Origin of the sequence: Pedobacter gandavensis (assembly GCF_014172405.1) — a bacterium.
Classification (GTDB): Bacteria; Bacteroidota; Bacteroidia; order Sphingobacteriales; family Sphingobacteriaceae; genus Pedobacter; species Pedobacter gandavensis.
Map to the genome: position 1 here is coordinate 352,419 of NZ_WNXC01000004.1, position 25,754 is coordinate 378,172.

At 39.7% G+C, this 25,754-nt stretch carries 25 protein-coding genes; 9 read left to right on the forward strand and 16 right to left on the reverse strand.

From position 1 onward, the window contains the following. Positions 1–15 precede the first annotated feature (15 nt). The 16 genes from GM920_RS13700 to uvrB all read right to left on the reverse strand — a co-directional run bounded on the left by GM920_RS13700 (position 16) and on the right by uvrB (position 18,558). Positions 16–2,166, reverse strand: coding sequence for an alpha-L-fucosidase (locus GM920_RS13700; protein ID WP_182958237.1), 2,151 nt, complete (start codon positions 2,164–2,166; stop codon positions 16–18). Between the two features lie 276 nt (positions 2,167–2,442). Then, entirely contained in the window at positions 2,443–3,303 is an 861-nt protein-coding gene (gene rfbA / locus GM920_RS13705) for a glucose-1-phosphate thymidylyltransferase RfbA (protein WP_182958240.1), read from the reverse strand. Positions 3,304–3,362: 59 nt separating this feature from the next. Then, positions 3,363–3,935 (reverse strand): DUF3109 family protein, encoded by a 573-nt coding sequence (locus tag GM920_RS13710; RefSeq protein ID WP_182958243.1) that lies wholly within the window; start codon positions 3,933–3,935, stop codon positions 3,363–3,365. Between the two features lie 5 nt (positions 3,936–3,940). Beyond that, positions 3,941–4,717, reverse strand: a complete 777-nt coding sequence (locus tag GM920_RS13715) for a DUF3108 domain-containing protein (RefSeq protein WP_182958246.1) — start codon at positions 4,715–4,717, stop codon at positions 3,941–3,943. A 30-nt stretch (positions 4,718–4,747) separates the two neighbouring features. Next, positions 4,748–5,263: a DUF2480 family protein gene (locus tag GM920_RS13720; RefSeq protein ID WP_182958248.1), complete on the reverse strand. Its 516-nt coding sequence runs from the start codon at positions 5,261–5,263 to the stop codon at positions 4,748–4,750. A 63-nt stretch (positions 5,264–5,326) separates the two neighbouring features. Further along, complete coding sequence (locus GM920_RS13725; RefSeq protein WP_182958251.1) at positions 5,327–7,423, reverse strand: peptidylprolyl isomerase; 2,097 nt, start codon at positions 7,421–7,423, stop codon at positions 5,327–5,329. Positions 7,424–7,551: 128 nt separating this feature from the next. Then, on the reverse strand, positions 7,552–8,124 hold the full coding sequence (gene lptC, locus GM920_RS13730) for an LPS export ABC transporter periplasmic protein LptC (protein WP_182958253.1): 573 nt from the start codon (positions 8,122–8,124) through the stop codon (positions 7,552–7,554). A gap of 7 nt (positions 8,125–8,131) precedes the next feature. Then, positions 8,132–9,421 (reverse strand): porin family protein, encoded by a 1,290-nt coding sequence (locus GM920_RS13735; protein ID WP_182958514.1) that lies wholly within the window; start codon positions 9,419–9,421, stop codon positions 8,132–8,134. Beyond that, a complete protein-coding gene (locus tag GM920_RS13740) occupies positions 9,405–10,160 on the reverse strand; it encodes a type III pantothenate kinase (protein WP_182958256.1) in 756 nt (251 codons plus the stop codon). Before GM920_RS13740 ends, GM920_RS13735 begins: the two co-directional genes overlap by 17 nt. A 98-nt stretch (positions 10,161–10,258) precedes the next feature. Then, entirely contained in the window at positions 10,259–11,239 is a 981-nt protein-coding gene (locus GM920_RS13745) for a DUF6427 family protein (protein WP_182958259.1), read from the reverse strand. A 29-nt stretch (positions 11,240–11,268) separates the two neighbouring features. Next, the gene (locus GM920_RS13750) at positions 11,269–12,255 is read right to left on the reverse strand and encodes a glycosyltransferase family protein (RefSeq protein WP_182958260.1); all 987 of its coding nucleotides are present in this window, start codon (positions 12,253–12,255) and stop codon (positions 11,269–11,271) included. A 29-nt stretch (positions 12,256–12,284) separates the two neighbouring features. Further along, a complete protein-coding gene (locus GM920_RS13755; protein WP_182958517.1) occupies positions 12,285–13,136 on the reverse strand; it encodes a UDP-2,3-diacylglucosamine diphosphatase in 852 nt (283 codons plus the stop codon). Between the two features lie 230 nt (positions 13,137–13,366). Then, the gene (locus tag GM920_RS13760) at positions 13,367–15,847 is read right to left on the reverse strand and encodes a glycosyltransferase family protein (RefSeq protein ID WP_182958262.1); all 2,481 of its coding nucleotides are present in this window, start codon (positions 15,845–15,847) and stop codon (positions 13,367–13,369) included. A gap of 87 nt (positions 15,848–15,934) precedes the next feature. Then, complete coding sequence (locus GM920_RS13765) at positions 15,935–16,204, reverse strand: DUF4834 family protein (protein WP_182958264.1); 270 nt, start codon at positions 16,202–16,204, stop codon at positions 15,935–15,937. A 93-nt stretch (positions 16,205–16,297) separates the two neighbouring features. Further along, positions 16,298–16,495, reverse strand: coding sequence for a YwbE family protein (locus GM920_RS13770; protein ID WP_182958266.1), 198 nt, complete (start codon positions 16,493–16,495; stop codon positions 16,298–16,300). A 2-nt stretch (positions 16,496–16,497) separates the two neighbouring features. Beyond that, entirely contained in the window at positions 16,498–18,558 is a 2,061-nt protein-coding gene (gene uvrB / locus GM920_RS13775; RefSeq protein ID WP_182958268.1) for an excinuclease ABC subunit UvrB, read from the reverse strand. Between the two features lie 343 nt (positions 18,559–18,901). Here uvrB and GM920_RS13780 point away from each other — a divergent pair, with 343 nt between their 5' ends. The 9 genes from GM920_RS13780 to GM920_RS13820 all read left to right on the forward strand — a co-directional run bounded on the left by GM920_RS13780 (position 18,902) and on the right by GM920_RS13820 (position 25,753). Next, complete coding sequence (locus GM920_RS13780; protein WP_182958270.1) at positions 18,902–19,957, forward strand: DUF7033 domain-containing protein; 1,056 nt, start codon at positions 18,902–18,904, stop codon at positions 19,955–19,957. Positions 19,958–19,993: 36 nt separating this feature from the next. Next, positions 19,994–20,638 carry a uracil phosphoribosyltransferase gene (upp, locus tag GM920_RS13785; RefSeq protein ID WP_182958272.1) on the forward strand — a complete coding sequence of 215 codons (645 nt, stop codon included), beginning with the start codon at positions 19,994–19,996 and terminating at the stop codon, positions 20,636–20,638. A gap of 3 nt (positions 20,639–20,641) precedes the next feature. Beyond that, a complete protein-coding gene (locus GM920_RS13790; protein ID WP_182958275.1) occupies positions 20,642–21,040 on the forward strand; it encodes a DUF1648 domain-containing protein in 399 nt (132 codons plus the stop codon). 23 nt (positions 21,041–21,063) lie between these two features. After that, positions 21,064–21,753 carry a YjjG family noncanonical pyrimidine nucleotidase gene (locus tag GM920_RS13795; RefSeq protein WP_182958278.1) on the forward strand — a complete coding sequence of 230 codons (690 nt, stop codon included), beginning with the start codon at positions 21,064–21,066 and terminating at the stop codon, positions 21,751–21,753. Between the two features lie 72 nt (positions 21,754–21,825). Further along, positions 21,826–22,530: a DUF4476 domain-containing protein gene (locus GM920_RS13800; RefSeq protein WP_182958281.1), complete on the forward strand. Its 705-nt coding sequence runs from the start codon at positions 21,826–21,828 to the stop codon at positions 22,528–22,530. A gap of 4 nt (positions 22,531–22,534) precedes the next feature. Continuing rightward, positions 22,535–23,053, forward strand: coding sequence for a DinB family protein (locus GM920_RS13805; RefSeq protein ID WP_182958283.1), 519 nt, complete (start codon positions 22,535–22,537; stop codon positions 23,051–23,053). Positions 23,054–23,118: 65 nt separating this feature from the next. Further along, the gene (locus tag GM920_RS13810; RefSeq protein ID WP_182958285.1) at positions 23,119–23,520 is read left to right on the forward strand and encodes a RodZ family helix-turn-helix domain-containing protein; all 402 of its coding nucleotides are present in this window, start codon (positions 23,119–23,121) and stop codon (positions 23,518–23,520) included. Positions 23,521–23,542: 22 nt separating this feature from the next. After that, positions 23,543–24,886: a flippase gene (locus tag GM920_RS13815; protein ID WP_182958288.1), complete on the forward strand. Its 1,344-nt coding sequence runs from the start codon at positions 23,543–23,545 to the stop codon at positions 24,884–24,886. Between the two features lie 240 nt (positions 24,887–25,126). Continuing rightward, entirely contained in the window at positions 25,127–25,753 is a 627-nt protein-coding gene (locus tag GM920_RS13820; protein WP_182958290.1) for a class I SAM-dependent methyltransferase, read from the forward strand. The last annotated feature ends 1 nt before the right edge of the window (position 25,754 follow it).

Genomic DNA, 25,754 nt, shown 5'->3' on the forward strand with positions numbered 1-25,754 from the left:
ATTAAATGATTTTGGCTAGTTTTTGGTAAAAACCAGGGTAACATTTGACAATCCTAGCGTACTATGTGGAGAATTCGGTTTATGGAGCTGCCAGCTGAAGGGATAATATTTACCCTTTTCAAAAGAAATAGCAGGAAGTTCTTTATAGAATAATTCCTGTGGTTGTCCGGTCTGAATTCCAAGGTCTATCTTTTTTTGATAACCATTATAAAGCTTAACTAGTAACTGGTTCTTACCTTTCTTTAGCGACAGTAAAATCAGATCATTTAACTGATTTTCTTTGAAAGGATTATTGTGTTTTGCCAATACCTCGCCATTGAGTACCACCATTACCCCATCGGTACTTGTGAATCCGGCCAGGAAAGGTTGGTCTTCGGTAGCGATAATTTCCTGTAGCAGGTAAACTGCAGTACTCCGATCTGCCTCCAAGGTATACTTTTCATTGTTTTTCCAATCGGCTTTCCTCGTCCAGGTTAAGGGTCTTCTTTTGCCCCATGCTTGTGTTGGATCTATGTCTTTTATCTCCCCTGGAAAACCTTCAATTCCGGTTTCCTGAGCATCGGTCAAATAGATAGGGCCCCAGTTCAGGCTTCCAACCTGTTTTATGGCGGCTGCTTTACCTCCGGATAAAGACAGCGGAATCACTTTACCATTCAGTTCCAGATCTATAGACTTTCCTTTTTCCTGTGTAGAATAATAAATTCCAGGGATATAATTTCCCGTTTGCGAAGGTTTTACCGTCCAGGACTCTTTAACTGTGCTTTGGAACCGGGTATTATAATCTACGCCAGAGCTGCTATAATGTTTAAAAGCATTGTGAGAATTTAGGTTTAAAACCGCTGCAGACATTGGGATCACATTGGCGGGAGGTACCGTATAACCATTTACAAAAGTAATCGCAATTACCTTAAACTCTTGATCTGGATTTATACTAGATGGCACATTGATTTTAACCCCTTGATCGCTTTGGCTAAAGCTGATCTTTTGGATTTTCTCTCCCAATACCCCTATACTTTTAATCTTTCCTTTGAGCCCAGGCAACATGATCTGTCCATTTTCTGGATGACTCATCACCTGTAAATAAAGTTTATTTGGTTTTGAAGTTAAGCTGCCCCATTTGAAAGCAATATGAAAAGGATCTGCATCTGTACCATAAATTGCTTCTCCGTTTTTATCTAGCCATTTTCCGATGTTGAGTAAAACATCCTTTTCAAAGCCGACTACCGAGCCCTCTCCTTTCGGACCGATATTCAACAAAAAGTTACCACCTCTACTCACTACACGAATCAGACTCGTTAATTTCTCTTTGGTTTTATCGGCTTCACTCCCTCTGTCCTGCCATGACCTATAGCCCCAGGTATCATCGAAGAAAGAAGCTGGCGACTGCCAAGGTACACCAATCGCATAATCTGGCTCTTGGTTATCGCCCATCACATTGAAATCGCCCATATCATTCCCAATACGGCTGCCAATCATACAATCTGGTTGTAGTTTATGAACCAAATCTCTCAGCTCTTTACTTTCAGCAGCATTTTGAGAACCCATGTCGAACCACAATTCGGAGATCGGACCGTAATTACTCAGCAATTCTGTGATTTGTTTCTTGTTGTATTGTACATGTTCCGGCGTGATGTAATCGGAATTGCTACTCGAAATCGGCGATGCTTGCGGATAATGCCAATCGATCAGGGAAAAGTATAACCCGAACCGCAGTCCGCCACGCTTACAGGCTTCCGAAAGTTCTTTCAAAATATCTCTTTTAAAAGGTGTTGCGTCTACCACATTGAAATCAGTTGTTGCCGTCTTGAACATACAGAAGCCATCATGATGTTTGGAGGTAATCACAATAGAGCGCATACCTGCTTTTTTGGCTAAAGAGACGATGGAATCTGCATTCCAATCCTTAGGATTAAACCTTTTAGCAACTCCTGCATAAGTATCGCTATAAATCCCTGCATGGGCCTGAATCTGTTCGCTTAAACCTTTGCTAATCTCTTTCCCTTCCCATACCCCAGCTAACACAGAATAAATTCCATAATGGATGAACATACTATATTTCTGATCTTGCCAGGCTTTCAATGCTTTAGGATCATGTTGCGAAAAACTAACACTGCTACATAAAACGAGCAGGAGTAGCAATAACCCTGATTTCTTTTTACTTGTCATTTGATTTATTATTTGGTTTCAGGAGGCGTATTAGCCGGTTAAGATAGCTAAAAGCACCTAAAGTCAAAGAAAGCAGTTTGTTAGCGAGAAAACTTGATGTATTTGTCAAAAGACTAAACGATTTTGGCAACAGTAAAAATGTTACCTAACCTCGTTGGCGACAATAATGGACATAAAAAAACCCGGCTATTGCCAGGTTTCTTATTTATTCTAAAGTATATTGTAAATCAATATTCCTTCATTTTAGCCTTAAATTTATAGATTTCAGCTGTGGAATTACTTGATCATTTTCAACAAATACGCGCCATAACCACTTTTCACTAAAGGTGTAGCTACTTTACGTAACTGTTCTTTATCGATAAAGCCCATGCGGTAAGCGACCTCTTCGATACATCCAATTTTCAATCCCTGACGTTCTTCTATAACCTGAACAAACTGCCCGGCTTGCATTAGAGAAGCGAAAGTTCCGGTATCTAACCAGGCTGTACCTCTACTCAACACGCCAACTTTCAGTTTATTTTGCTCCAGATAGACCTTATTCACATCTGTGATTTCATACTCACCGCGAGGAGAAGGCTGAATATTTTTGGCAATCTCCACTACACTATTGTCGTAGAAATAAAGTCCAGGGACCGCATAATCTGACTTAGGCGCTACTGGTTTCTCTTCAATAGAAATGGCGTGGTTATTCTCGTCAAATTCTACCACACCATAACGCTCCGGATCAGAAACACGGTAAGCAAATACCACCCCACCATCAGGATCGGAGCTTGCTTGTAACAGGTTTGACATTCCATCACCGTAGAAGATATTATCTCCCAATACCAAGGCTACCTTGTCTGTACCGATGAAATCTGCACCGATTATAAATGCTTGTGCTAAACCATTAGGAACAGCTTGTTCTGCATAGGAGAATTCGCAACCCAGCTCTTTACCATCACCTAATAACTTTTTAAAGTTCGGTAAATCATGTGGCGTAGAAATGATCAGAATTTCCCTGATCCCTGCAAGCATTAAAGTCGACAGTGGATAATAGATCATCGGCTTATCATAAACCGGCATCATTTGCTTACTCATTACCAGAGTTAGAGGATGCAGTCTAGTCCCGCTTCCTCCTGCTAAAATTATTCCTTTCAATTCGTTTTGGTTTTTGTAATTATATGTTTAGATCAATCTTCAACAAAATTCAAGGCCAATTAGCCTTCTTTATTTTCCGCTACACTGTTTTCCAGTTCAGCATACCATTCTGCACCATACTTTCTAATCAGCGGACCTTTCAGAAACTGATATACTGGTACTTTTAGCTCCCTACCGAAAGAACAAGCATCATGACAAATGTGCCATCTATCGTAGTTTAACACTTCAAATTCCGGGTATTGCGTAATTCGGATCGGGTACAAATGGCAGGAAATCGGTTTTTGCCATTCTACCAGGCCTAATTCATAACCTTTTTCAATACCACATTTAGTAATTCCGTTTTCGAAAGTCACATAGGCACATTCTTTATTCCCATCTACACAAGGCGTAGTGAGGTCACCATCAGCATCCACCACTGAAGTCCCCTGCTCTTCGATGGCCTGGATTCCTTTTTCTTCGAGCAGGTGTTTAATCTTAGGATAAATATCCTTAAGAATAGCGGTTTCTGCGACATCCAAAGGGGCACCTGCATCACCTTCGACGCAGCAAATGCCTTTACACTTGTTTAAGTTACAGACGAAGCTTTCGCTGATCAGGTCCTCGTGAACGAGTGTATTTTGTACTTCTATCATTTTATTTATTTTACGATCGCTAAAGGATACTTCAATCCTTCGGCTGATTTAATTTCCATTGTCACTGCGCCCACTAAGATCTCAACTTGCGCCTTTACAGGCACCCTGTTTCCATCATCTGTAATCCACAGGTATAATTTACTATCTTTTCTAAAGATCCTTCCTGGCTTAATAGAAGGACTAAATTTTAAACACCTTATCTTGCCCATCTTTGTTTTCACGACTTCTCGGCCAACAAACTGTATTTGCAACTGATTGATTTCGTCGCCTAAAAAGTAGTTCAACTTAACCTCATCACCAGGATTCAGCTTAGTGATGTCCAGGCTTCTGGCAAAATAATAGGTAGATACCAGGTCAAATGTTTGTTTATCAGGCGTTTTAAAAGTCCCTTTTGTGGCGACTACCTTTTGTTCATTCTGAAAAAACCTGGCTTTATCTTCTCTGCGATAGCTTCCTTCACGAATCTTCTCCTGATAGAAATAAGGTTTAAGGTTTACCTGATCGATATACGAATCATAATGGTCTCTTATCTTATAAAAAATATCGAAGGAACCAGAGGTTTCGCCATCTACAGATAAACGGTAAGTCGGTTTACCATCAAACTTCAGATCAGAATCCAACACTTTTAGTGTGCCTTCAGCGGCGGTAATGAAGCCATATCTGAGTTTATATTTCAGCACTTCCCCCACTTGAAAAACAGGTTCTTTCACAAAAGGAAGCTCTTGAGCCATACCCCTGAAGCTTAACAATACAATAATGATGATCAATAATGATTTCTTCATATCAGGGTTTAATCAAAAAACACTCCAAACTTAATCCTTTCGCTTATAAATCGGCACAGTAGAGCAAGGTTCACCATACATGATACTTTTCACCACCGGCGTTAGCAGGCTTGTAATCTCCACATAGGCAGAGATAGGCACATCGATATCTGCGCAACCTTTGATTACTACACGTTCATCTGCGAAGGCATTCAGGTCTATTTTAGCCAGGGCCTTGGTAAACAATACCGATTCCAGCGTTTCCAAACTTCCAAATACCACTTCATTGGCATAAGGTTTTAATTTATTGGCTAATAGCATATAGGCCCATGTAGGGACGATTGCATCTGCACTACAGATCACTGCGATATTTTTCCCGGTATAACTGGCCCAGTCGTGGGTTTTAATAAACTCTCTAAAATCTTTCTCTCTCAACATCAGGCCATGAAAGAGATTTTCTTTGATATCATAAACCACCCTTTCGCCAGAATGGTAGTATTCTTCCAGGTTGAAGGTGATCAAGCCACTTGCAGCTACTTTATTAACGAAGTTTTCTTGAATGTCCATGCTTATAAAATAAAAAAACCGGAAGCAAAAATACTTCCGGTTACAAAATTACGTAAAATAAGATTAATAGAATTTCACTCTATTGTCTTTTATCTTGGCTTTATCCTGCAATGCCTGGAAAGCTGAACCTAAAGAACGTTGTGCAATTGCTTGCATCATTGCTTCTTTTTGTTTGTAGGTATTCGCTAAAGGCGCTGGATTGATGAAATTATCTACTGAGAATACATAAACACCACGCTCACCATCTACTGGTTTAGAAACTTTAGCTGGTTGAGAACCGAATACGGAACCTACCAATTTATTTTCCTGTCCACCACCTGGGATGATTGGGTTAGCAAACACGATATTTTGAACTGGGTTTACCGGTTTACCTAATTTCTGTGCTACCTGATCAATATTTCCTGCACCTGTTACAGCTGCATTTGCTTTTTCTGTCAATAGTTTTGCTTTTACAGCATTACGAACCAATGGCTCGATTTCTTTTTTAACCGCTTCTAATGGTAGCGTACCTTTAGGATTTACACCGGTTACGCGGGCAACAACAAAAGCGTTATCCATTTGGTAAATTTCTTTTAGGATATCACCTTTATCAGCAGCATATGCATCGCGGATCAACTGACGAGGATTGTCTAAACCTGGAGCGAAACCTTGAGAAGAAGTTACTTTATCGGCTACGCCAACAGTGTAACCTTTTTTCTGTGCCAACTCGCTGAAGTTATTTTCTTTCACTTCGGCTAGGAAACCACTAGCTTTTTTGTAAGCTGCATCTTTAGTTTTATTACTTGGAGAAAGGTTTTTCTCGATGTAAGCCAATTTAGCAACTTTCGAATTACCTACTTGTTTCTCTACTTTGATCAAATGAACACCGAACTGAGAAGTTACCACTTTAAGATCACCTGGTTTACCATTGAAGGCAGCGTTCTCAAATTCTGGAACCATTTGTCCGCGGCTGAAAGTACCAAGGTCACCACCTTTATCTTTTGAACCATCAACACTGTATTGTTTAGCCAATGTTGCGAAGTTCGCACCACCTTGAATCAATCCTTTTAACGAATCTGCTAATTTGATGGCTTTATCAACACCACCTAATTTAGCTGGATCGATTAAGATATGACTTGCTTTTACTGAATCTGGAGAGAAACGAGTATCAACAACTTTTACCAATTTATAAGAGTTACCAGAGAATTTAGGGCCATAATAGCTACCTGCAGGAAGATTAAAAACTACTGAATCTAGTGCTGGATCTAATTTACCTTTTGTGATATAGGTATAAGGAACTTTAACATCTGAATTTAATGCAGCGAATAAAGAATCATTGGCAGCAGTTTTGAAATCTGCGGCTAATTTCTCTACCTGAGTTCTTACCGCAACAGAATCGTCTTTTGTTGGGTTAACGCTGAAAGTTACGTACTCGAATGAACGAGTTTCTGCAGGGCTTTCAAAGCGCGCTTTATTGGCATTGTAATAATCAGAGTAATCTGATTCTGTTAATTTCACACTTGCATCAGGGATACCAGCATAATCAAGGGCTACATATTTGAAGTTCGCCAATTTATTACGGTTGATATATTCGTCATTTGCTTCCAGTGTGGTAACATATACTGAATTACGAACCAGGTTCGTATATTTTTGTTGTAAAGCTTGTTTTTCGATTTCTGCTTGCAACATATCCCATTGTTGTTTCAACTGAGGGTTTTTTGCTTGTTGCTTAAGAGAAGCGATTACTTCAGCACGGTTTACCTGACCAGTCTGAGGGTTACCAAAGTACTGAACGATCAGTGGGCTTGGGTTACTACCTTGCAATAAATCAAATAATTCATCACCAGATACCGTCAAACCAAGACGGCTATACTCTTTACCTAAAAGAACAGTTGCAATTTCACCGTTCCATACGTTGTCTACAGCCATTGCCTGCATTTGGGCATTTCCTGAGCCACCATATTGTTGTTTAAACTGCGCTAAACTCTGGTCTACTTTAGGACCAAAAGTATCAATGCTAATATCTTCACCGTCAATCGATCCGACAACCTTTTGAGATTCCGCCCAGAAAGGCTTACCTACGTTAACTGCATCACCAACTAAAAATGCAACAATTGCAAAACCGATGGCACCGATCAAAATGTACCCTGCGCGATTCCGCAAAAATGTCATTAATCCCATAATATCCTTATTTATAATTCTTTTTTAAGAGGTCGCAAGATACAACTTTTGCTAAAAAAAGAAAATATAAAATTGTTTTTGATTAAGTATTTAAAAATTAAGGAAATATGGGCTTTTAAAAGGGCAGATTATTCGCCGAAATTTTTGTCAACGTAAGTCTCTCCGAAGCCTTGTTCGAAGTTAAAAACGCTAAAATCCTGCTTGGCGCTGAAATTTACGGCATTGATTACCGTGCCATCAGGTTTCGTGATCACGCCTTTTGGCGAGTAAAACATATGCTTGTTTTGATCCCAGGTAAGTTCTTCGGTATTGAAGGTCATTTGTTCATCTACGACCACAACATTCCGCTTAAAGATGATAATTTTTTCTACGTCTTTGGAGATGGCATAATCGGAAACGATGGAGCCTTTGACCTTCAAGCTATCATTTAGGAAATTGATTTTTACTCCTTCTGGCATCTCCTGATAGGTGGCACCATTTTTAGGAGTAATCTTGTCCATGATGGGTGCCGTACCTTTTGCTTTCACCACAGCGGAATCACTATAAATGATTTCTACACCGATGGTACGGTCCCGATTCTTGATCAGTTCATTTTTAGCCAGGGGAGCGGCTTTTTTCAAGTCGTCATCCCCGCAGGAACTCAAGCAAAGCTGGAATAAGCAAAGTACAGCCAGACCAGTGGTGATGCCTAAGGATTTCATTCGCTGCTTAATAAAGCTTGTTTTTAATGAACCAGGTATCGTTAAGTGTGAACGCCAGGTGGACGTTAACATAATTTTCCTTTACTAAACCATTTGACAGGGTACCTCTTTGTCCAACTTCAGCAGTGACATTCATCTTATAAATTGAGTATCTGCTGGAAGACATTGGTAAACCTAAACCGAAAGTAACGGCTTGCTGTTTAATGTCCTGACCACCTTTTTGAATGTAGGTTTTGTCGTAAGTATAACCTAAACGGTAATCTACACGGGCAAAATAGTTATTGATCGAAGAGATATCCGGGGTGTATTGACCACCGGCAGAAACTCCCCAGCTGTCTTGTAATCCCTGATTCACACCCGCAATCGTTAGTTTTTTCCAACCACCCATTCTATAATCGGCACCGAACATCCATTTATTGTCCTTTTGGATAGTAAAGCCGAAATTATGTGTTAATGGAAGTTTTAATTTTGTTTTTGCACCATTCACGATAGAAAGAGTATCTGAAACTCCAGAATCTTCGCCGTCAGCTGCCCTAACAAATTGCGAAGCAATAAAAGTTCTTGTAGAGTTGATATTGGAAGACGCTGATCCAGAGTACCCTAAAGTGATTCTCTTTTTACTACCTAATTTAATCTCATATTGTGCACCATAAGAGAAACTTACGCCACCTACACTGTTTTTATCTTGTTCTCTTGAATAAACGGCATTCAATCGTTGCAATTCATAGGTGCTTGTATTTTGCAGATCCCCAAAGATATACTCTACGTTAGCACCGATTCTGAAGTTATCACCAATTGCCTGACCTATCCCTAAATAAGCTTTCGACAAACCACCCTGTCCGGTAAATGTACTGATGGCATTTACGGTATCTAATGTGCTGCTTGTTTTATAATCATAACCTACTTGGGTAAATGGCATCAAGCCAAAGCTCAGTCCTGTTTTTCCTTGTACCACAGGGAATGCAAATGCGATATGACTTAAAGAGCCGTTAAAGCTTTTTTCTGAAAGATTGCCCTGGCTTAAGTTATTAAATGTACCAGATATTCCCATATCAGCGGTAGTCATGGAAATTCCCACATAAGAAGCGGGATTTTGCATATTGATATTACTGTATCCATTCGGCTTATACACACCGGCAGAAATCCCACCCATTGCCCTTAATTGAGGAAGCACTAATTGTTTCACATTTCCAAGGCCATATCTAGAATATGGAGATTGAGATGTAATCTGTGCCTGGGCAGTAATTCCGGTAAACAATACCAATACCGCTGCTATATAATTAATTTTTTTGTACATATTCGAAAGCAATGACTTCATTTAATCCTTTAATAACCAGATACGGATCGTGAATAATTTGAGGCGCAAAGATGCTGTTTTTTAATTGTTTCAGCAAAAAAGCCCCATTACCCCCTGTGATCAGTACCCTAAGGTCTTTATTTTTATTATTCTGTTGAGCGATAAAGCCCTCCACTTCATTAATTACTCCTTGTAAAACTCCATTCTGAATGGCGGTAGTTGTATCGGTGCCATCCGGCACTATCCCTTCTTCCCGATCCCAATCTACCAATGGCAAACGCCCGGTATAATGGTTTAATGCTTTAAAACGCATATCTATTCCCAAACTGATGCTACCTCCAAAATATTCACTTTTGGCGTTCAGCAGGTCGTAGGTAATACAAGTTCCTGCGTCTATGATGAAACAATTCTCCCCTTGGTGGTAATGATTAGCAGCAATGATTTTTGCCCATCGATCCAGTCCCAGGGTAGCTAAAGTTTGGTAAAAATTCTTTATTCCGGTATTCACTGCGGTAGAAAAGGGAATGTAAACGGTCTTATTTTTCAACACCTGGATCACTTCTTCTAATTCGGGGCCTACACTGGAAATGATGGAATAATCGATCTGGTATTTTGCAATCAAATCGAACAAGACTTCCGGATCAAGCGTTTTAAATACCTGAGTATGAAGAATCGTCCTGTCGTCAAAAACAGCAACCTTACTATTTGTATTACCGATATCTATAACCAGATTATGCACCAAATAATTGTTCTAATAATTGAGCTCCGACTCCAACCTTCATGCCACAAAGCTATTAATCTTTAGCAAGTTTCAAGGGTTCAAATTGTTAAAAAAAGTTAAACAAACAAAAAGTACTGGATTGCCAAAACCAAAATCAGGAATAAGCTCTCATAAAACCAACGCTTTTTCGCATTTGAAAAATAATAGGCTAGCAACACCGATCCCGGTGGTACGCAAAGCAGGAAATGATAAAGCCTGAAATCCGGCTTGGTATAAAAGCTGAGGATGGCCAGCACAAACATGATAAACAACATCTGAAATGCTTTTCTAGTGCTGATAAAACTTCTAAAAAAATTCTCCCGCAACTGAATAATCGCCAGAACCATCATCACCAATACCGGTACTAATACCAGATAATCATTGTAATTGATCTTGAATACGGAAGGAAATTTATTCCCTAAAGGCAGCCAGATTTTATAAAACATGGAAAGACTATCATTCCAATAATAGAATACCCAGACAAAGAAAAATATTGTTAGAAAGCCTACCAGACCTGCAATCCACTCTTTCCCGTTAAAAGAACGGTATAAAAGTAGCGTAAACCAGATCATAGCCAACATGACAATGAAAGGAAAATAGATGAGCGTACCGATCGCAATGAGCATTCCGATATCAAACATGATCATTAAAGCATTTGGAGACTTGCCGACTTTCAGCAATTTATCCATAATCCAGATCAACAAAAAGTTACAGATCAACGTTGGGCTTAAGACCAAAAAGGGCATGAATAAACCTGCAGCAGTCACATACATCAGCGCAGGTAAGAAATTTGGTTTATTCAACAAACCATGGTTATTCACTACCCTATTGAATAAAATCGCCTGGATATAAATGATAATGGCTGCAAAAAATGCATTACCAATTGGTGAAAAAGTATTTTGAACCGGAATCTGAATAAAGAACTTAGTATAAGGTTCCAGGAATTCAAAATTCAGGTGTTCTGGCGGGTCTGCAAAAATCGCCATACGCATAAAAAAAGTATATGCGAATAACAGGAGCAGGTTAATAGGGTTTAAATTTCTAAATTGATTGATCATGCCTGTATATTAGGGCAAAGTAAAGCAATTTATCTGGCAAAATCCTTTACTACTTTCTCAATAACCGCAGCGGTTTCGTCTGGGAAATGGAACTGATGTTCCTGAGGTCGTTGTACCCAGTCTTTGATGATGGGTAGCCAATTCCTATTGCTAGCCCAGATCACTGGCAGTCCGAATTTCTTCAAAGCGAAAGCATTACACTGCTGCTCGTATTGAAATTTCATCGGAGCAACCAGTAATTTTTTTCCCAGGAACAAAGCTTCTGCGGGACCTTCAAAACCACCTCCGGTAAATAATCCTGTACAAGAGGCCAAACTTTTATTGAACAACTCGTTATTAATCGGACTAACTTCTACGTTACCATCAATATAGCTAAGTCTGGTATGCTTGGAAAACACCTGCCATTTCACTTGGGGAATCTGTTTCAAGATAGGCACCAAATATTTATCGTCAATTGCAGGCAGGTAAACGGTATAATGGCCAAGGTTACTGACCTTCATGTTTCGGATTTCTGCACGGATAACTGGTGTATAAATAAAATCGTCGTAGCGTTCAAAATGAAACCCTACATAATGACTTGCTGGTGCGTAATATTTCATCACCAACTGTGCCCAGTCGATACTTTTAGGTTTAGGAACTTTTTTAGATTGAAAAGAGGCTTGGTGACTTAAGCCAACGCTTTCCACCCCTTGCAACCGACAAGCCCATGCCGTTACCGGCTCAAAATCATTCAGAATCAGGTTGTATTCTTTCAAAGGAATGGTCTTCATGTCTTTTAAAAAACGAGGGAGATTCATAGATTTCCAGGTTTCATAATGATTTACTCCACCCTTTTTACCAAAAACAAAACTGAATCCATGCAGCTGATATTTCACCTTTTGCACCAATTGAACATCTGCTTGAGTACCACTGATCAGTAAATCTACATCGCCATATTGCTGCAATAGTGGAACGATTTCCCTTGCTCTGCTAATATGTCCATTTCCTGTACCCTGAATAGCGTATAGTATTTTCATCCGCACCGAATATCTACAATTTTTACGCTTTAGACAATTTCTAATTTAATCTTTTGGAGCAGGACATTGATATCCAGTTTGCTGTGGAGATCTTCACTGTCGGACAATTCGCCTTCCTCCAGTTCTTCTTCTTCAAAATCTTTCGGATCATATTTAAAGATCTTCCATTCTTTTTCGGAGTATTCCAATGCGGTCAGGTTTTCTACCCAATCTCCACTGTTTAAGTATAATACTTCTCCTTCTTCGCTGGAAATGATCTTCATTTCCGGCTGATGAATATGTCCGCATACCACATATTGATAACCGTTTTGTATGGCCAGTTCGGCAGCTGTACTTTCGAAGCTATTGATGAATTTAACGGCATCTTTAAAGGCTGCTTTAATTTTTTTTGAGAAGCTCATTTTCTCCCTTCCAAAAAATTCCAGGAACCAATTGGCGAAACTATTGATAAGAATCAGGGAATCGTAACCAACGGCGCCGAGTTTGGCCAACCATTTCGAATGTTGCATGGTGACATCGAAAATATCGCCATGGAAGAACCATGCTTTCTTACCGTCAAGCTCCAAAACAAGTTTATTCTGCAGGTGAAAAGCACCCAAGTGCATATCCGCAAACTTCCTTAACAGCTCATCATGGTTGCCAGTCAGGTAATAGACAGGAACGCCTTCCACCACAAATTTCATGAGCTTCCGCAGTACTTTCATGTGTGTTTCTGGCCAATAGCGTTTGCTAAATTGCCAGATATCAATGATATCGCCATTGAGGATAATCTGCTTTGGTTTGATACTTTTCAGGTATTTCAAGAGTTCTTTAGCGTGACAGCCATACGTTCCAAGATGAACGTCGGAGATGACCACGATATCCACTGCTCTTTTAGACATCATCTTCCTCCAACCAGAGATCGTAAGGACTGAAAAAGAAAGCAATCCCAACGACTAAACAAATGATCAACAATAGTTCCTGCATAGGTTTAACAGTTTATGATACAAAAATGCAACACCAAGATGAAGAGACTGTTAAGAAATCATTATCTATGATAATCTGCAAAAGAACAAGCATAAAAAAGGCCCGATGCTTTTCAACATCGGGCCTCATATACATTTTAAAAGCGTTAAGCTGCTTTTTTCTTTTTATTTTCTGAGTAGAAAGCGAAACCTAAACCAGCAATTAGTAAGATTGACCCTACTAAAGAGATGTTCTCGCCCATATAGTAAGAAACCGGCTCAAACTTAAATTCCACTTTATGATTTCCTGCCTCTAACTGTGCTGCACGTAATACGTAATCTGCTCTGAAATAAGGCTTTTTAACCCCATCTACATACATATTCCATCCTTTATCGTAGTAGATTTCGGAGAATACAGCGATGATATCTCTTGGCGCACTGTAAGAATAAACCAGGTGATCTGGATGATAGCTATCTAATTTAATCGAGGCAGAAGGATCTGCACCCAAACGTTTAGTATCAATTAAAGGTTTGTATTTAATATCCACAATCGCCTCTTTCTTAGGATCGAAGCTACTGATGGCTTTCATCTCTTCGTCAGCATTTTGTGCATATTGCACATTCTGAACGATCCAGGCATTACCCGCAGCCGTTGGGTTGCGTTGCATTTTATACGAACCATTTTTCGGATCTTGTGTGATGATATATTTTGTATTCAACATATCCAACACATCCTGATTTACGCTCTTTGTCAGCTGATTATCAATCAACTCCTGATAACGTTTCAATTTAGCAGCGTGATAACCTCCAATTGTTTTATGGAACTGTGAAGCACTCGCATCAGAGAAAGTAGAAATGGTCAAATCAAGTACCCTAAAGTTAGGGTCTTTATCTGCCATGATAAATGTATCTACATCACGAGGTTGAAAATGGTTAGTTAAATCGCTTTTACTTGCGAAATTGTTATTGTTTAAATAACGACGATCTACCTGCCAAAGGTCAGTCAAGATTACTAAACCTAAGATAATTATCGTCGTTTGTGCGTTCAGCTTTTTATTGATGAAAGCCCACACCAGTGCATAACCGATCAGGATCAATATTAACGAGCGTAAAGCATCGGCCCGTGCGATATCTGCACGATCCTGAATTAAAGCATTGGTGATGCTTTCTGCTACGCCACGGTTATTCTCCAACATTTGAGTCAATGCCTGTAGCATTTGAGGATGCGAAGAAGAAGTGAAGCTAAAGAAAGCGGTAGGCATAATCGCAACTAGCAATGCAAAACCGCCGGTAATTGCAGCGGCAATGGTTAGCTTTTTAGTCAATGTTTTTTGGTCGTAACTTCCTTCTTGAGCTTCTTTAATCGCAAGAACAGCCAATATTGGCACCAACAATCCAACCAGGGCAAGAATAGATTCTACTGCTCTAAATTTGTTGTACATCGGGAAGTATTCGAAGAATAGATCGGACACGAACGGTGCATTCTTACCGAAAGATAGTAGCATGAAGAGCACTGTAGTACCCACGATCCACCATTTCAGTCTGCTTTTAACGATTAATAAACCGAATACAAAAAGGAAACATACGATAGCACCGAAGTAATAAGGACCTGAAGTACCAGGTTTTTCGCCCCAATATTGTTGCAGACCAATTTGTCCTGCCAATTGTTGGATTGCCTGAGTAGGGTCTCCACCGGTAATTCCTTGTAATGCTTTATAAGTATGACTTTCCGGTTTCACCATCTGGTCAATGCTTGTTGCACCACCATAAAGGTTAGGAATCAGGAAGGTGAAACTTTCTCCTACTCCTTGGCTCCATCCGTAAGCATATTCTTTTGATAAGCCATTCTTTTCTTCAGATTTATCTGTGGTGATGTTAGATTTTCCACGGTTAGACTCTAATCCGTATTCATAAGTCGTCCATAGTTTACCTGCATTTACCATGAGTGAAACCACTAAGGCGATGCCTAAGAACGTCATTGACTTACCGAACGCCGCTAATTTCTTCTCTTTAACGGCATGATAAATTTCGATACCGATGAAAATCAATAATGCGATCATCAGATAATAAGTCATCTGGATATGGTTGGCTCTGATTTCCAGCGCCATGAATAGAGCGGTTAAGCTTCCTCCCAACCAATATCGTCCTCTTAATGTGAGGATTACACCTGCAATAATTGGCGCAATAAAAGCAATGGCTAAAGCCTTATTGCTATGTCCGGCGGCGATAATAATAAAATTATAGGAGGTAAAGGCGAAAGCAATAGCGCCTACAGCGGCTAGCCATGGGTTTACCCGAAGTACACAAAATAGTAGATATGCACCAACCAGGTACAATAAAACTGCGTCTACAGGATCAGGGAAAACGGCTTTAATTGTCGAGATCACATATGTTCCTACATTCATTGGGTGTTGCACCCAAATCTGATAGGCAGGCATACCGCCAAACATTTGATTCGTCCAAAGAGGGCCTTTGCCATCTTTAGCCTTATAATCCATAATTTCTTTAGCAGTAGCTTTTGCCTGGATGACGTCACTTTGTGCAGGGGCTTTTCCTTGCATTACAGGACTGAAATAGACAAAACAGATGATCACAAAAAATCCAATGATGGCCAGGTGGATGCCATTCGCTTTTAACCAATTATTCATTAAGGTTTGTTTAAGATTTAAACTAACCCCAAAAATATAAAATTGATACAGATTAGGAAGGAAATTTATGGATTAGAATAAAATACTTTATTTCACCTCTTCGTAATCTACGAAATCACCCAGTTTATCTGTTTTACCACCTTTTGTTTGAGGCGGCATATAATCGATAGTAATCGCGCCCTCAGGCTTGCTGTCTTGCTGTCTGGCCTGGCCTTGAGCTTGTCTGGCTTGGTTTTCAGCTTGACGCTGTACCTTGCTAAACATACTTTTCAATACCATAGGGAATATCAGGCGCAAGATTAAGCGCAGGAGATATAGTACTAAAAAAGTGACTACAATAAATTTTAAAAATGCCATTGTGTTAAATTAATATTTACAAATATAGACGGAATTAGAATTTCATTATTACAAAATTCCGTAGATTATTGCTTTTTCATTACAATAAGCGGCTTAATCTTCTACAATTTCGGCCACACGACCTACCTGACCATCTTCCAAACGCACCTTTATTCCTCTGGAATGGAAAGCGGATGAAGTGAGCAGATTGGCTACAATCCCTCTGGTTAATTTTCCTGTTCTTTGGTCCTTTTTAAGGATAATTTCTACTTCCAATCCTGGATATATGTCTTTTCTATTTTTTCCGTCCATTGTTATTTCAATTGATCAGCTGTTGCTGATTTACTAAATCTTTCTTCAAATACTTTTTCCATGGCAAACATCTCATCACGCAATCGTGCAGCCATCAGGAAGTCCATTTCTTTGGCTGCTTTGGCCATATCTTTACGTGTTTTATCAATAGATTTCTGCATTTCCGCTTTGGTCATAAACTGAACAATTGGATCTGCGGCCATACTTACTTCATCCACTTCGACATATGCTTTTGCTCTTGTAGCGTTTCCAGAGAAGTCCAATACAGAGGTTTGCTCCAGGATCGCTTCTCTGCTTTTTCCTACTGTTTTAGGGGTGATGCCATGTTCCAAGTTATAGGCAATTTGACGTTCGCGACGTCTATTGGTCTCACTGATCGTTCTTTCCATAGAGTCCGTAATTCGATCGGCATACATGATCACTCTCCCCCTATCATTACGTGCAGCCCTTCCGATGGTTTGGATTAGGGCCCGATCGGAACGCAGGAAACCTTCCTTATCGGCATCCAAAATCGCAACTAAGGAAACTTCGGGTAAATCCAACCCTTCCCTTAGTAAGTTGATTCCAATCAACACATCAAATTCACCGAGTCGAAGTCCGCGAAGGATTTCTACCCTTTCCAAAGTTTTGACTTCAGAGTGGATGTAACGGCATTTGATGTTTAGGCGGTCCATATATTTGGTAAGCTCTTCCGCCATTCTTTTGGTCAGGGTAGTTACCAGAATACGGTCTCCCATTTTTATGGTTTTATCAATCTCATCGAGTAAATCATCGACTTGATTAACGGCAGGTTTAACTTGAATCAGTGGATCCAATAGTCCCGTAGGACGAATAACCTGTTCAATCACTACCCCATCAGTTTTCTGCAGTTCATAATCTGCGGGGGTAGCACTTACATATATAGTTTGGGGCGCAAGGTTTTCAAATTCATCAAAATTTAGCGGCCTGTTATCCAATGCGGATGGCAAACGGAAGCCATATTCTACCAGTGACATCTTACGCGACCTATCACCACCATACATGGCACGGATTTGCGGAACGGTGACATGGCTTTCATCAATCACCATCAGGTAATCATCTGCAAAATAATCCAGCAAACAGAAGGGCCTCATTCCTGGAGAACGTCCATCAAAGAATCTCGAATAGTTCTCAATTCCTGAACAGTAGCCGAGTTCTTTCATCATTTCTATGTCGAAAGTAACTCTTTCCTCGAGTCTTTTTGCTTCCAGCATGTGCCCATCAGAAATCAATTGTGTTTTACGGATTTCCAATTCTTCCTGAATTCCCCAAATGGAGGATGTAAAACGATCTTTTGGCGTTACGAAAAGATTGGCAGGATAAACGGCCATATCTTCCATTTTATCCAATGTTTTTCCAGTTACCGGATCAATCAAGCTCAGCTCTTCAATATCATCACCAAAAAAAGAAACGCGGTAAGCTTCATCCAGGTAAGCTGGGAAGATGTCTACGGTATCTCCTTTTACCCGGAATGTTCCCCGCTTAAATTCGGTAGTCGTTCTGGCGTATAAGATTTCCACCAGACTGTGTAAAAAACTGTTTCTGGAGATTTTGGTTCCCACTGAAAAACGGAATACTGATCTCGAAAAATCTTCTGGATTTCCCATACCGTAAATGCAAGAAATGGAGGAAACTACGATCACATCTCTACGACCCGACATTAAGGCGGAGGTAGTTCGTAATCTGAGTTTTTCTATTTCTTCATTTATACTCAGGTCTTTTTCTATATAGGTATTTGTACTGGGCATAAATGCCTCAGGCTGATAATAATCGTAATAGGAAACAAAGTAATTTACGGCATTTTCAGGAAAAAACTGTTTAAACTCCCCGTAAAGTTGCGCAGCCAGTGTCTTATTGTGACTTAAAATTAACGTTGGCTTTTGAGTTTGTTCGATCACATTCGCAATAGTAAAAGTTTTACCTGATCCTGTTACGCCCAAAAGGGTCTGATAATTCTCTTCGCTATTTACGCCATCAACCAGTTGCTTAATCGCATTGGGTTGATCTCCGGTTGGTTTATAGTCTGATACAAGCTGAAACTTCATGTGTAGATTTTCTATTTATCAGTGATATTGAGTTCGAAAGATGTAAAGATAAGGAATTATTTGCGGAGGAGGAGGACGCGAAAACCCTTTACTCCATGCTGACACTCCTCTTTTTAAACAGCAATCATACTCTCTATTAAGGAGAAGTTTAAGCTTCGATCAAGGTAGGAAATCGATCAAAAACAAATACTTAAAACATTAACATACAATAATATAACCAGATAAAACAATTTGGAATTTCAAGTGTCTAATTAACATTTAAATTGTGTCTGTTCCTTTCCCCTCTTCCACGCGACCACAAGGAAAGGTGCCATTGTTTTGTTATTTTTAAAAATCAAACACTATGAGGCTTCTGGTTTATGCTCCATTAATCACCCCACGTATCAAATACATTTTCAACTTCATGTTTAAAGATATTTTAGGCCTGGAATTAGAATACCCTAGAAACCTGAAGGAATTCCTCAACACCGATGCTCCAAAACTTTGTTATGCAAAGAATCCAGTTCAAAACATCTTGTTTTTTAGGAGTGCGGGATTGCTCAGCGATCACTCCATTAAGCCTCAGAAGATCAAAACCACAACTTTTGGATCGCAGAGCGTACCATTTGCCATCGAGGGTAGCACTTTACCATTTGATCCCTTCGCTGCTTCTTTTTATTTTCTAAGCAGATATGAAGAGTACCTCCCTTTTGACGATCGGAAAGGACCAGGATTTCGGGCAAGCTTAAGTTTGCAGCATAAACTTGGATTATTGGAAACTCCTGTAATTGACGAATGGGCAATCATTTTAAAAAACATCTTACATCTTCACTTTCCAAACCTTAAATTTCAGAAAAGAGATTTCAGTTTTAAGGTCGCATATTCATTAGACACAGCGGCCCAGTCAAATCTTGTTCCTGGCGTACATCAAATTAAACAGGCAATTGGTTATATGAATCAAATGGTAAAAGACCGGTTTGGCAGAAAAAGAAAAGAGGAGCAGCTTAAAAACATTCGTCAATTGATTGCGGAAATGCAAAAAACAGGCCATGCAACAAAGCCTGAGTTTCTACTGCCAAATACCCAGCAACGGACCAATTGGGAAGAAACATTAACGCTTCCGAAAAGCTATGTAAAGCTTTCCACAAAAAATATCAACCGCGACTATAGCATGTATTATTCAGATACCCCGGGATTTAGGGCAGGCACTTGCAGTCCTTTTTTCTGGTATGACTTGCAAATGGAGAAGCAGTCTCAATTGAAAATATTTCCATTTGCGGTTAGCTATGCAGGAATTGCTACAGGAAAGAAAACTAATAAAGACCCCTTGTTGTTACTTAATGAGTTAATGGATCATGTGAAACTAGTTAATGGCAGTTTTTATAGCCTTTGGCAGCATAAAACAATGTCCATTGCCTAATTCCGTCTTATACTTACACTTTTTATGCTTAGCCCGATGATTTTCAACCTAGACACCACCAACTCTATTGCCAATGTTTTCCTTGCTGAACTTCGTGATGAAAACATTCAGAAAGACACCATGCGATTCCGTAAAAACATGGAGCGAATAGGTGAGTTTTTCGCCTACGAAATCAGTAAAACGCTGGAGTATGATAGAAAAGAAACACAGACACCATTGGGCGTGGCAAAAACTGCGCATCTTAAGGAACAGCCTGTATTGGCGACTATACTAAGGGCGGGAATTCCATTACATCAGGGTTTATTGAACATCTTTGATCAGGCGGAGTCGGCTTTTATCACTGCCTACAGAAAGGTACATAAGAATGGGAATTTTGTCGTGCAGATGGAGAATATATATTCGCCCGACTTGAACGATAAAATTGTGATCATAGCCGATCCAATGTTGGCTACTGGTTTGAGTATGGTTCTTTGCTGCAAAGAACTGTTAAATCGATACCGCATTAAAGAGCTCCACATTGTTTGTGCAATTGCCAGCACAGAAGGCATTAACCATGTGAAAGCCAATCTACCTAAGGCAAAACTGTGGTTTGGTGCAATTGATGAAGAAATGACCAGTAAATCTTATATTGTACCTGGATTAGGTGATGCAGGAGACCTCGCTTATGGCGTCAAACAGTAAACCATGACTACCACAAAAAGACCCGTTATTAAACTTGAGCTATCCTTATTCGATAAAATCATTGAAGGAATCGGCTTTTTACTGCTAACGGCTCTGTGGTTATGCGTATATGTACAGTATGCGGGATTGCCAAAATACATCCCTATTCACTTTAATTTTTCTGGGGCGGCGAATAGTTTTGGTCACAGATCCGATATTTATAGCCTCCCAATGGTGGCTACTGCACTTTATATTTTGTTAACCGTGGTCAATAATTTTCCTCAATATTTCAATTATTTAACCCCAATTACTCCAGAAAATGCTCATAGACAGTATCTACTGGCCACCAGATTACTTCGGTACTTAAAAGTTCTGGTTGTTGTTATCTTTGCCACACTCATCAGCATTACTATTCATTATTGATGATCAGCAAAAAAAGCAACACTATGATTAAACATATTTTCTTTGATTTAGACCACACGATTTGGGATTTTGACAAAAATGCGGAAGAGACGTTAATGGAGCTATACCATCATTACGAACTTGAGGCATTGGGATTAAAGTCGCCGCAAGCATTCATTGCTACTTACACCGAAAATAATCATCTATTGTGGGCAGATTATCACCTGGGAAAGATCAGTAAAGAGACTTTACGTTCGGAACGTTTCAGCAAGACTTTTAAGCAGCTCGGTATCGCACCTGAACTTATTCCTACGCAATTTGAAGATGATTATGTACGCCTTACACCAATAAGAACCAATTTATTTGAGGGTTCCAAAAAAGTGTTGACCTACCTGAAAGAGAAATACACCTTACATATTATTTCCAATGGATTTAAAGAGAGTACACTGACTAAAATGGATAAATCTGGTTTAAATCCTTACTTTACAAATGTGATCATTTCAGAAGATGTGGGTGTGAACAAGCCCGACAAAGCCATTTTTGAATACGCATTGGATAAAGCAAAAGCCACAAAACCAGAAAGTATCATGATTGGGGATAGCCTGGAAGCAGATATCCGTGGTGCACAGGATTTCGGGATTCAAGCGATCTTCTTTAATCCATTGCATAAAGAAAAACCAGAAGATGTGGCCTGGCAAATTAACCACTTAGAAGAGTTATTGCATCATTTTTAAAGAATTACTTCTTATCTTAATAACCAACAAGTAAAATAAGCCGCAATTAACAACCACCAGCAACAAAATCAAATGAAGAAATTATTTTTCCTATTCATAATCCTCTTACAAGGCACAGTTTCCTTTGCACAAAATACCCGCGGTACTGCAGAACTATTTATTGAGATTCCAGACCGGGGAAATTACGTTGTTTATCTAGATGATGAATTTGCCGGATCCTCAAAAGGGCGATTCCGTTTTTATGAAGTTCGCAATAGTTCCCCTACTGTGGTCGTAATGAAAGACAATGCTGAGGTATTCCGCAGGCGCATCAATTTACCGATAAATGCCCGTTTTTTAGCTCGTTACTCTACCCGTGCTGGCTGGAGAAACATCTCTACCCTAAATTTATATGACCGTGGACAATATGCCTTAGACAATTGGGATCGCGCAATTTTTAATGACCGTCCGGGTTCAGGCCAAGGTCCAACTAAAAACTTTAATGAAGTCATGACTCCTGATGAATTCAAGCAATTACTGTCCATGGTAAATAGGGAAACCTGGGCTGATGAACAACTGAAATTAATAAAAATAGCTTTGAAGAACTCGATGATGACTACAGATCAAGTTTATGAATTGGTGAGGGTATTAAAACTTGGCGGAGATCAGTTGGAATTGGCAAAATATGCTTACCCTTTCATTGCTGACAAAAAGAATGCGATGAAAATAGCTAATGTATTTCGCTTTTCGCTAGACAAACCAACATTCTTTGATTTTATAGCTAAACAAAATAATTAAACAAATGAGTATTGGCAAAAACTATCAAAAGATCCAACAAATCGTATCGGCCTATCAAAAGAAATTAGTGGAACTGGAGGAAGATCGTTTTCTTGAAACCCCTCCTATCGGCGGCTGGTCTTACAGTGAAGTATACTTTCATATTTTTGATTCCAGTATTCTTTCTTTAAAGCAAATGTCGGATGCAATTAAGGGCAAAGGGGAGCAGCAACCTACCGCCTTTATCGCAAAATTGATTCTGTTTATCGGCAGTCTTCCCCCCGGAAGAAAGTATAAAGCACCTAGAAGATTGGCAGAAAGACTTAAAAAAATCGGCAAAACAGAGGCAATAGCTTTAATGGATCAATTTGTTAAACAATTAGAAAAAGACGTTTTATTACTCCCAAACGCGGATAAAGACTTAAAAATGCCGCACCCAAGATTCGGTTACCTGAATGCCTTTCAGTGGTTACGATTTATTAGAATTCACCTAAATCACCATTTGCAACAATTACATAGGATTGATCAAAGCTATCAACGATAACCCAACAAATTTCACATCTTTGCCTATCTTTTATTTCTATTAAAAGGTTAATAAATGTATAACATATGAAAAGGATCCTTTATATCAGTTGTTTTGTCCTGGCACTTTCTGCCTGTAACAGTGAACCTAAACAGAGTCAGAATGTGGTTACCCCAACCCCTGGTGGTCTCCCTTCTGCTAGTCCAACGATGGTCAGCGGAGAAAAACCAGCGAACAACCCAGCACATGGACAACCTTTTCATGATTGTGCATTACCAGTTGGCGCGCCATTAAATGCTCAAACATCAACACCGGCTAATGGCCCTGTTAATGTAAATCCAACTCCAGGAGCCCCTGTTGTGGCTCCTCAAACTGCCCCCGCTACCGCTCCAAGCGCTCCTGTAAATCAAGCTGAAGCAAAGTTAAACCCTGCGCATGGCCTTCCAGGTCACGACTGCGCGATCCCTGTTGGTGCACCATTAAGTTAATTTAAGCAAGGAACAGGCGACCATGAAAATCCCAAGTATTCCTGGTTTTGACCAGGGAGCGATAGAGAAATACGCAAAAAATGCAGGCTGGTTATTGATTGCCCGTGTGGGTAGTCTGGCGATAAAAATCGTGGCCAGCATATGTGTGGGCAACTACCTAGGCGCCGAAGAATTTGGGATATACAACTATCCGCTTGTATTTACTACGTTTTTCATCGCTGCAGCGGCTTTGGGATTAGATGGCTTTGTAACCCGAGAACTCTTACGTTTCCCTGAAAAGAAAAACGAATTACTTGGTACTGCATTCATTTTAAAACTGATTGGTGGTATCATTGTGCTACCTCTGGTTTATATCGCTTATCATCTCGCGATGGATATCACCACCATCGATGCCCCACTCTCTTATATCCTGGTCGTTAGCTTTACTGGAATAGTCCAGGCATTTAATATCATCGACAGCTATTTCCAGTCCAAAGCGCAAGGGAAGTTCATTATGACTGTACAGGTGATGGGAAACCTCTTATCCGCCGGTTTTAAACTACTCTTGATTGTATTAGGGATGAGCTTAAATTGGTTCATTGCCGCATTGCTAATGGACGTAATTGCACTTGCTGCAGGCTACATTTACGTGTATCAAAAAGAAGGAGGCTCTATCTTTGAATGGAAATTTAAAAGCCCTTTAGCCCGGTTTCTACTAAAAAACTCCTGGCCAATCGCCTTCTCTGCGATTCTGATTTCTATCTACATGAAAATTGATGCGCTCATGATCCAGGGATACTTAGGCTCCGAGCAACAAGGAATTTATTCTTCTGTAGTACAGCTTTCTGAAGCTTGGTATTTCATCCCTGTAGCAATCGTAACTGCTGTTTTTCCGGCCATTATGAATGCCAAAAGAGACGATCCGGAAAGGTACCAACGAAGAATGCAAAACATGTATGATTTAATGGTCTGGATCAGTATGAGCATCGCACTGTTTATCAGCTTTGCTTCTCCTATTATCTATAGAATAGTGTATACCCCTGAATATTGGCCGGCAGCCCATGTGTTAACCATACATATCTGGGCTGGAATTTTCACTTTTCTAGGCACTGCCAGCGGACAATTTTTAATTGCAGAAGGGTATACTAAGCTTTCCATGCTCCGTACTGGGGCAGGCGCAGTTGTTAACATTGTTTTGAACATTTGGTGGATTCCGAAATACGGGATTAGCGGTGCTGCTGTGGCCACATTAATTGCCTATGCCAGTTCCAATTTCATGATTTTACTCATTCCAAAAACACGCCATCAAGGCCTCATGATGCTCAAATCTTTGTTCCTGATTACACTGGTTGAAAAGATCAAAAATAGAACCCCGGCGGCTAAATAATTTATCTTTCCCAATAATTATACGGATATATTAGCTTTTTGCATTTAACATTTTAACTTTGACACTCAAATGACCTCCTTCATATCGTTATGCTATGGGGTATAAATTGGCTGAAATTCGGTGATCCTTTCGCTAAAGACTCCATGACTGAAGACCGATTAGGTATAAAAATAGACAATACAGGTGAGCCGATACATGAGACCATGACCGTTCCATCTTACAAAAAACACATATTTACAGATGAATTCCTTAAGAAAGGTAGTAAGAGCAATCGTATTAAAACCAAAAAACATACTGGATCTCATGCAGTTGAAGTCCAAAATTAAAAATTCGACAGGTCCTTTGAACATCATTATTGGATCAGAGAATACCGCCTATGACCAATGGTTGCCGACCAATATTGAAAGTTTAAACTTATTGGAAAAGCAATCTTTTGAAAATTTGTTTGGCCATAAGAAAGCCTCAAAATTCCTTGCAGAACACGTATTTGAACACATAAGCTATGCTGATGCACTAATTGCGCTTAAAAACTGCTATGCCTTTATGGAAAAGGGTGGTCATATCAGAATTGCTGTTCCAGATGGTTTTCACCCTAATAAAGACTATATCGAGCAGGTAAAACCCGGTGGACATGGTGAGGGCTCACATGATCACAAGCTATTATATGACTACCAGAAACTAACCAAAGTGTTGGAAAATGCAGGTTTCAGCGTAAATTTATTGGAATACTACGATGAAAATAAACAGTTTCATTTTGTAGATTGGAAAAGCGAGGACGGCCATATTCTAAGATCCAGAAGATTCGACAAACGCTTTAATGAGCCACTAGGCTATTCTTCTTTAATTATTGACGGTATAAAAGATTAAT

What these genes read in the sequence shown, in the direction of transcription:
- GM920_RS13700 (WP_182958237.1), bottom strand. Translation starts at nt 2,166, where the DNA reads ATGACAAGTAAAAAGAAATCAGGGTTATTGCTACTCCTGCTCGTTTTA.
- GM920_RS13710 (WP_182958243.1), bottom strand. Translation starts at nt 3,935, where the DNA reads ATGATAGAAGTACAAAATACACTCGTTCACGAGGACCTGATCAGCGAA.
- GM920_RS13715 (WP_182958246.1), bottom strand. Translation starts at nt 4,717, where the DNA reads ATGAAGAAATCATTATTGATCATCATTATTGTATTGTTAAGCTTCAGG.
- GM920_RS13720 (WP_182958248.1), bottom strand. Translation starts at nt 5,263, where the DNA reads ATGGACATTCAAGAAAACTTCGTTAATAAAGTAGCTGCAAGTGGCTTG.
- GM920_RS13725 (WP_182958251.1), bottom strand. Translation starts at nt 7,423, where the DNA reads ATGGGATTAATGACATTTTTGCGGAATCGCGCAGGGTACATTTTGATC.
- lptC (WP_182958253.1), bottom strand. Translation starts at nt 8,124, where the DNA reads ATGAAATCCTTAGGCATCACCACTGGTCTGGCTGTACTTTGCTTATTC.
- GM920_RS13735 (WP_182958514.1), bottom strand. Translation starts at nt 9,421, where the DNA reads ATGTACAAAAAAATTAATTATATAGCAGCGGTATTGGTATTGTTTACC.
- GM920_RS13745 (WP_182958259.1), bottom strand. Translation starts at nt 11,239, where the DNA reads ATGATCAATCAATTTAGAAATTTAAACCCTATTAACCTGCTCCTGTTA.
- GM920_RS13750 (WP_182958260.1), bottom strand. Translation starts at nt 12,255, where the DNA reads ATGAAAATACTATACGCTATTCAGGGTACAGGAAATGGACATATTAGC.
- GM920_RS13755 (WP_182958517.1), bottom strand. Translation starts at nt 13,136, where the DNA reads ATGTCTAAAAGAGCAGTGGATATCGTGGTCATCTCCGACGTTCATCTT.
- GM920_RS13760 (WP_182958262.1), bottom strand. Translation starts at nt 15,847, where the DNA reads ATGAATAATTGGTTAAAAGCGAATGGCATCCACCTGGCCATCATTGGA.
- GM920_RS13765 (WP_182958264.1), bottom strand. Translation starts at nt 16,204, where the DNA reads ATGGCATTTTTAAAATTTATTGTAGTCACTTTTTTAGTACTATATCTC.
- GM920_RS13770 (WP_182958266.1), bottom strand. Translation starts at nt 16,495, where the DNA reads ATGGACGGAAAAAATAGAAAAGACATATATCCAGGATTGGAAGTAGAA.
- uvrB (WP_182958268.1), bottom strand. Translation starts at nt 18,558, where the DNA reads ATGAAGTTTCAGCTTGTATCAGACTATAAACCAACCGGAGATCAACCC.
- GM920_RS13780 (WP_182958270.1), top strand. Translation starts at nt 18,902, where the DNA reads ATGAGGCTTCTGGTTTATGCTCCATTAATCACCCCACGTATCAAATAC.
- upp (WP_182958272.1), top strand. Translation starts at nt 19,994, where the DNA reads ATGATTTTCAACCTAGACACCACCAACTCTATTGCCAATGTTTTCCTT.
- GM920_RS13790 (WP_182958275.1), top strand. Translation starts at nt 20,642, where the DNA reads ATGACTACCACAAAAAGACCCGTTATTAAACTTGAGCTATCCTTATTC.
- GM920_RS13795 (WP_182958278.1), top strand. Translation starts at nt 21,064, where the DNA reads ATGATTAAACATATTTTCTTTGATTTAGACCACACGATTTGGGATTTT.
- GM920_RS13800 (WP_182958281.1), top strand. Translation starts at nt 21,826, where the DNA reads ATGAAGAAATTATTTTTCCTATTCATAATCCTCTTACAAGGCACAGTT.
- GM920_RS13805 (WP_182958283.1), top strand. Translation starts at nt 22,535, where the DNA reads ATGAGTATTGGCAAAAACTATCAAAAGATCCAACAAATCGTATCGGCC.
- GM920_RS13810 (WP_182958285.1), top strand. Translation starts at nt 23,119, where the DNA reads ATGAAAAGGATCCTTTATATCAGTTGTTTTGTCCTGGCACTTTCTGCC.
- GM920_RS13815 (WP_182958288.1), top strand. Translation starts at nt 23,543, where the DNA reads ATGAAAATCCCAAGTATTCCTGGTTTTGACCAGGGAGCGATAGAGAAA.
- GM920_RS13820 (WP_182958290.1), top strand. Translation starts at nt 25,127, where the DNA reads ATGAATTCCTTAAGAAAGGTAGTAAGAGCAATCGTATTAAAACCAAAA.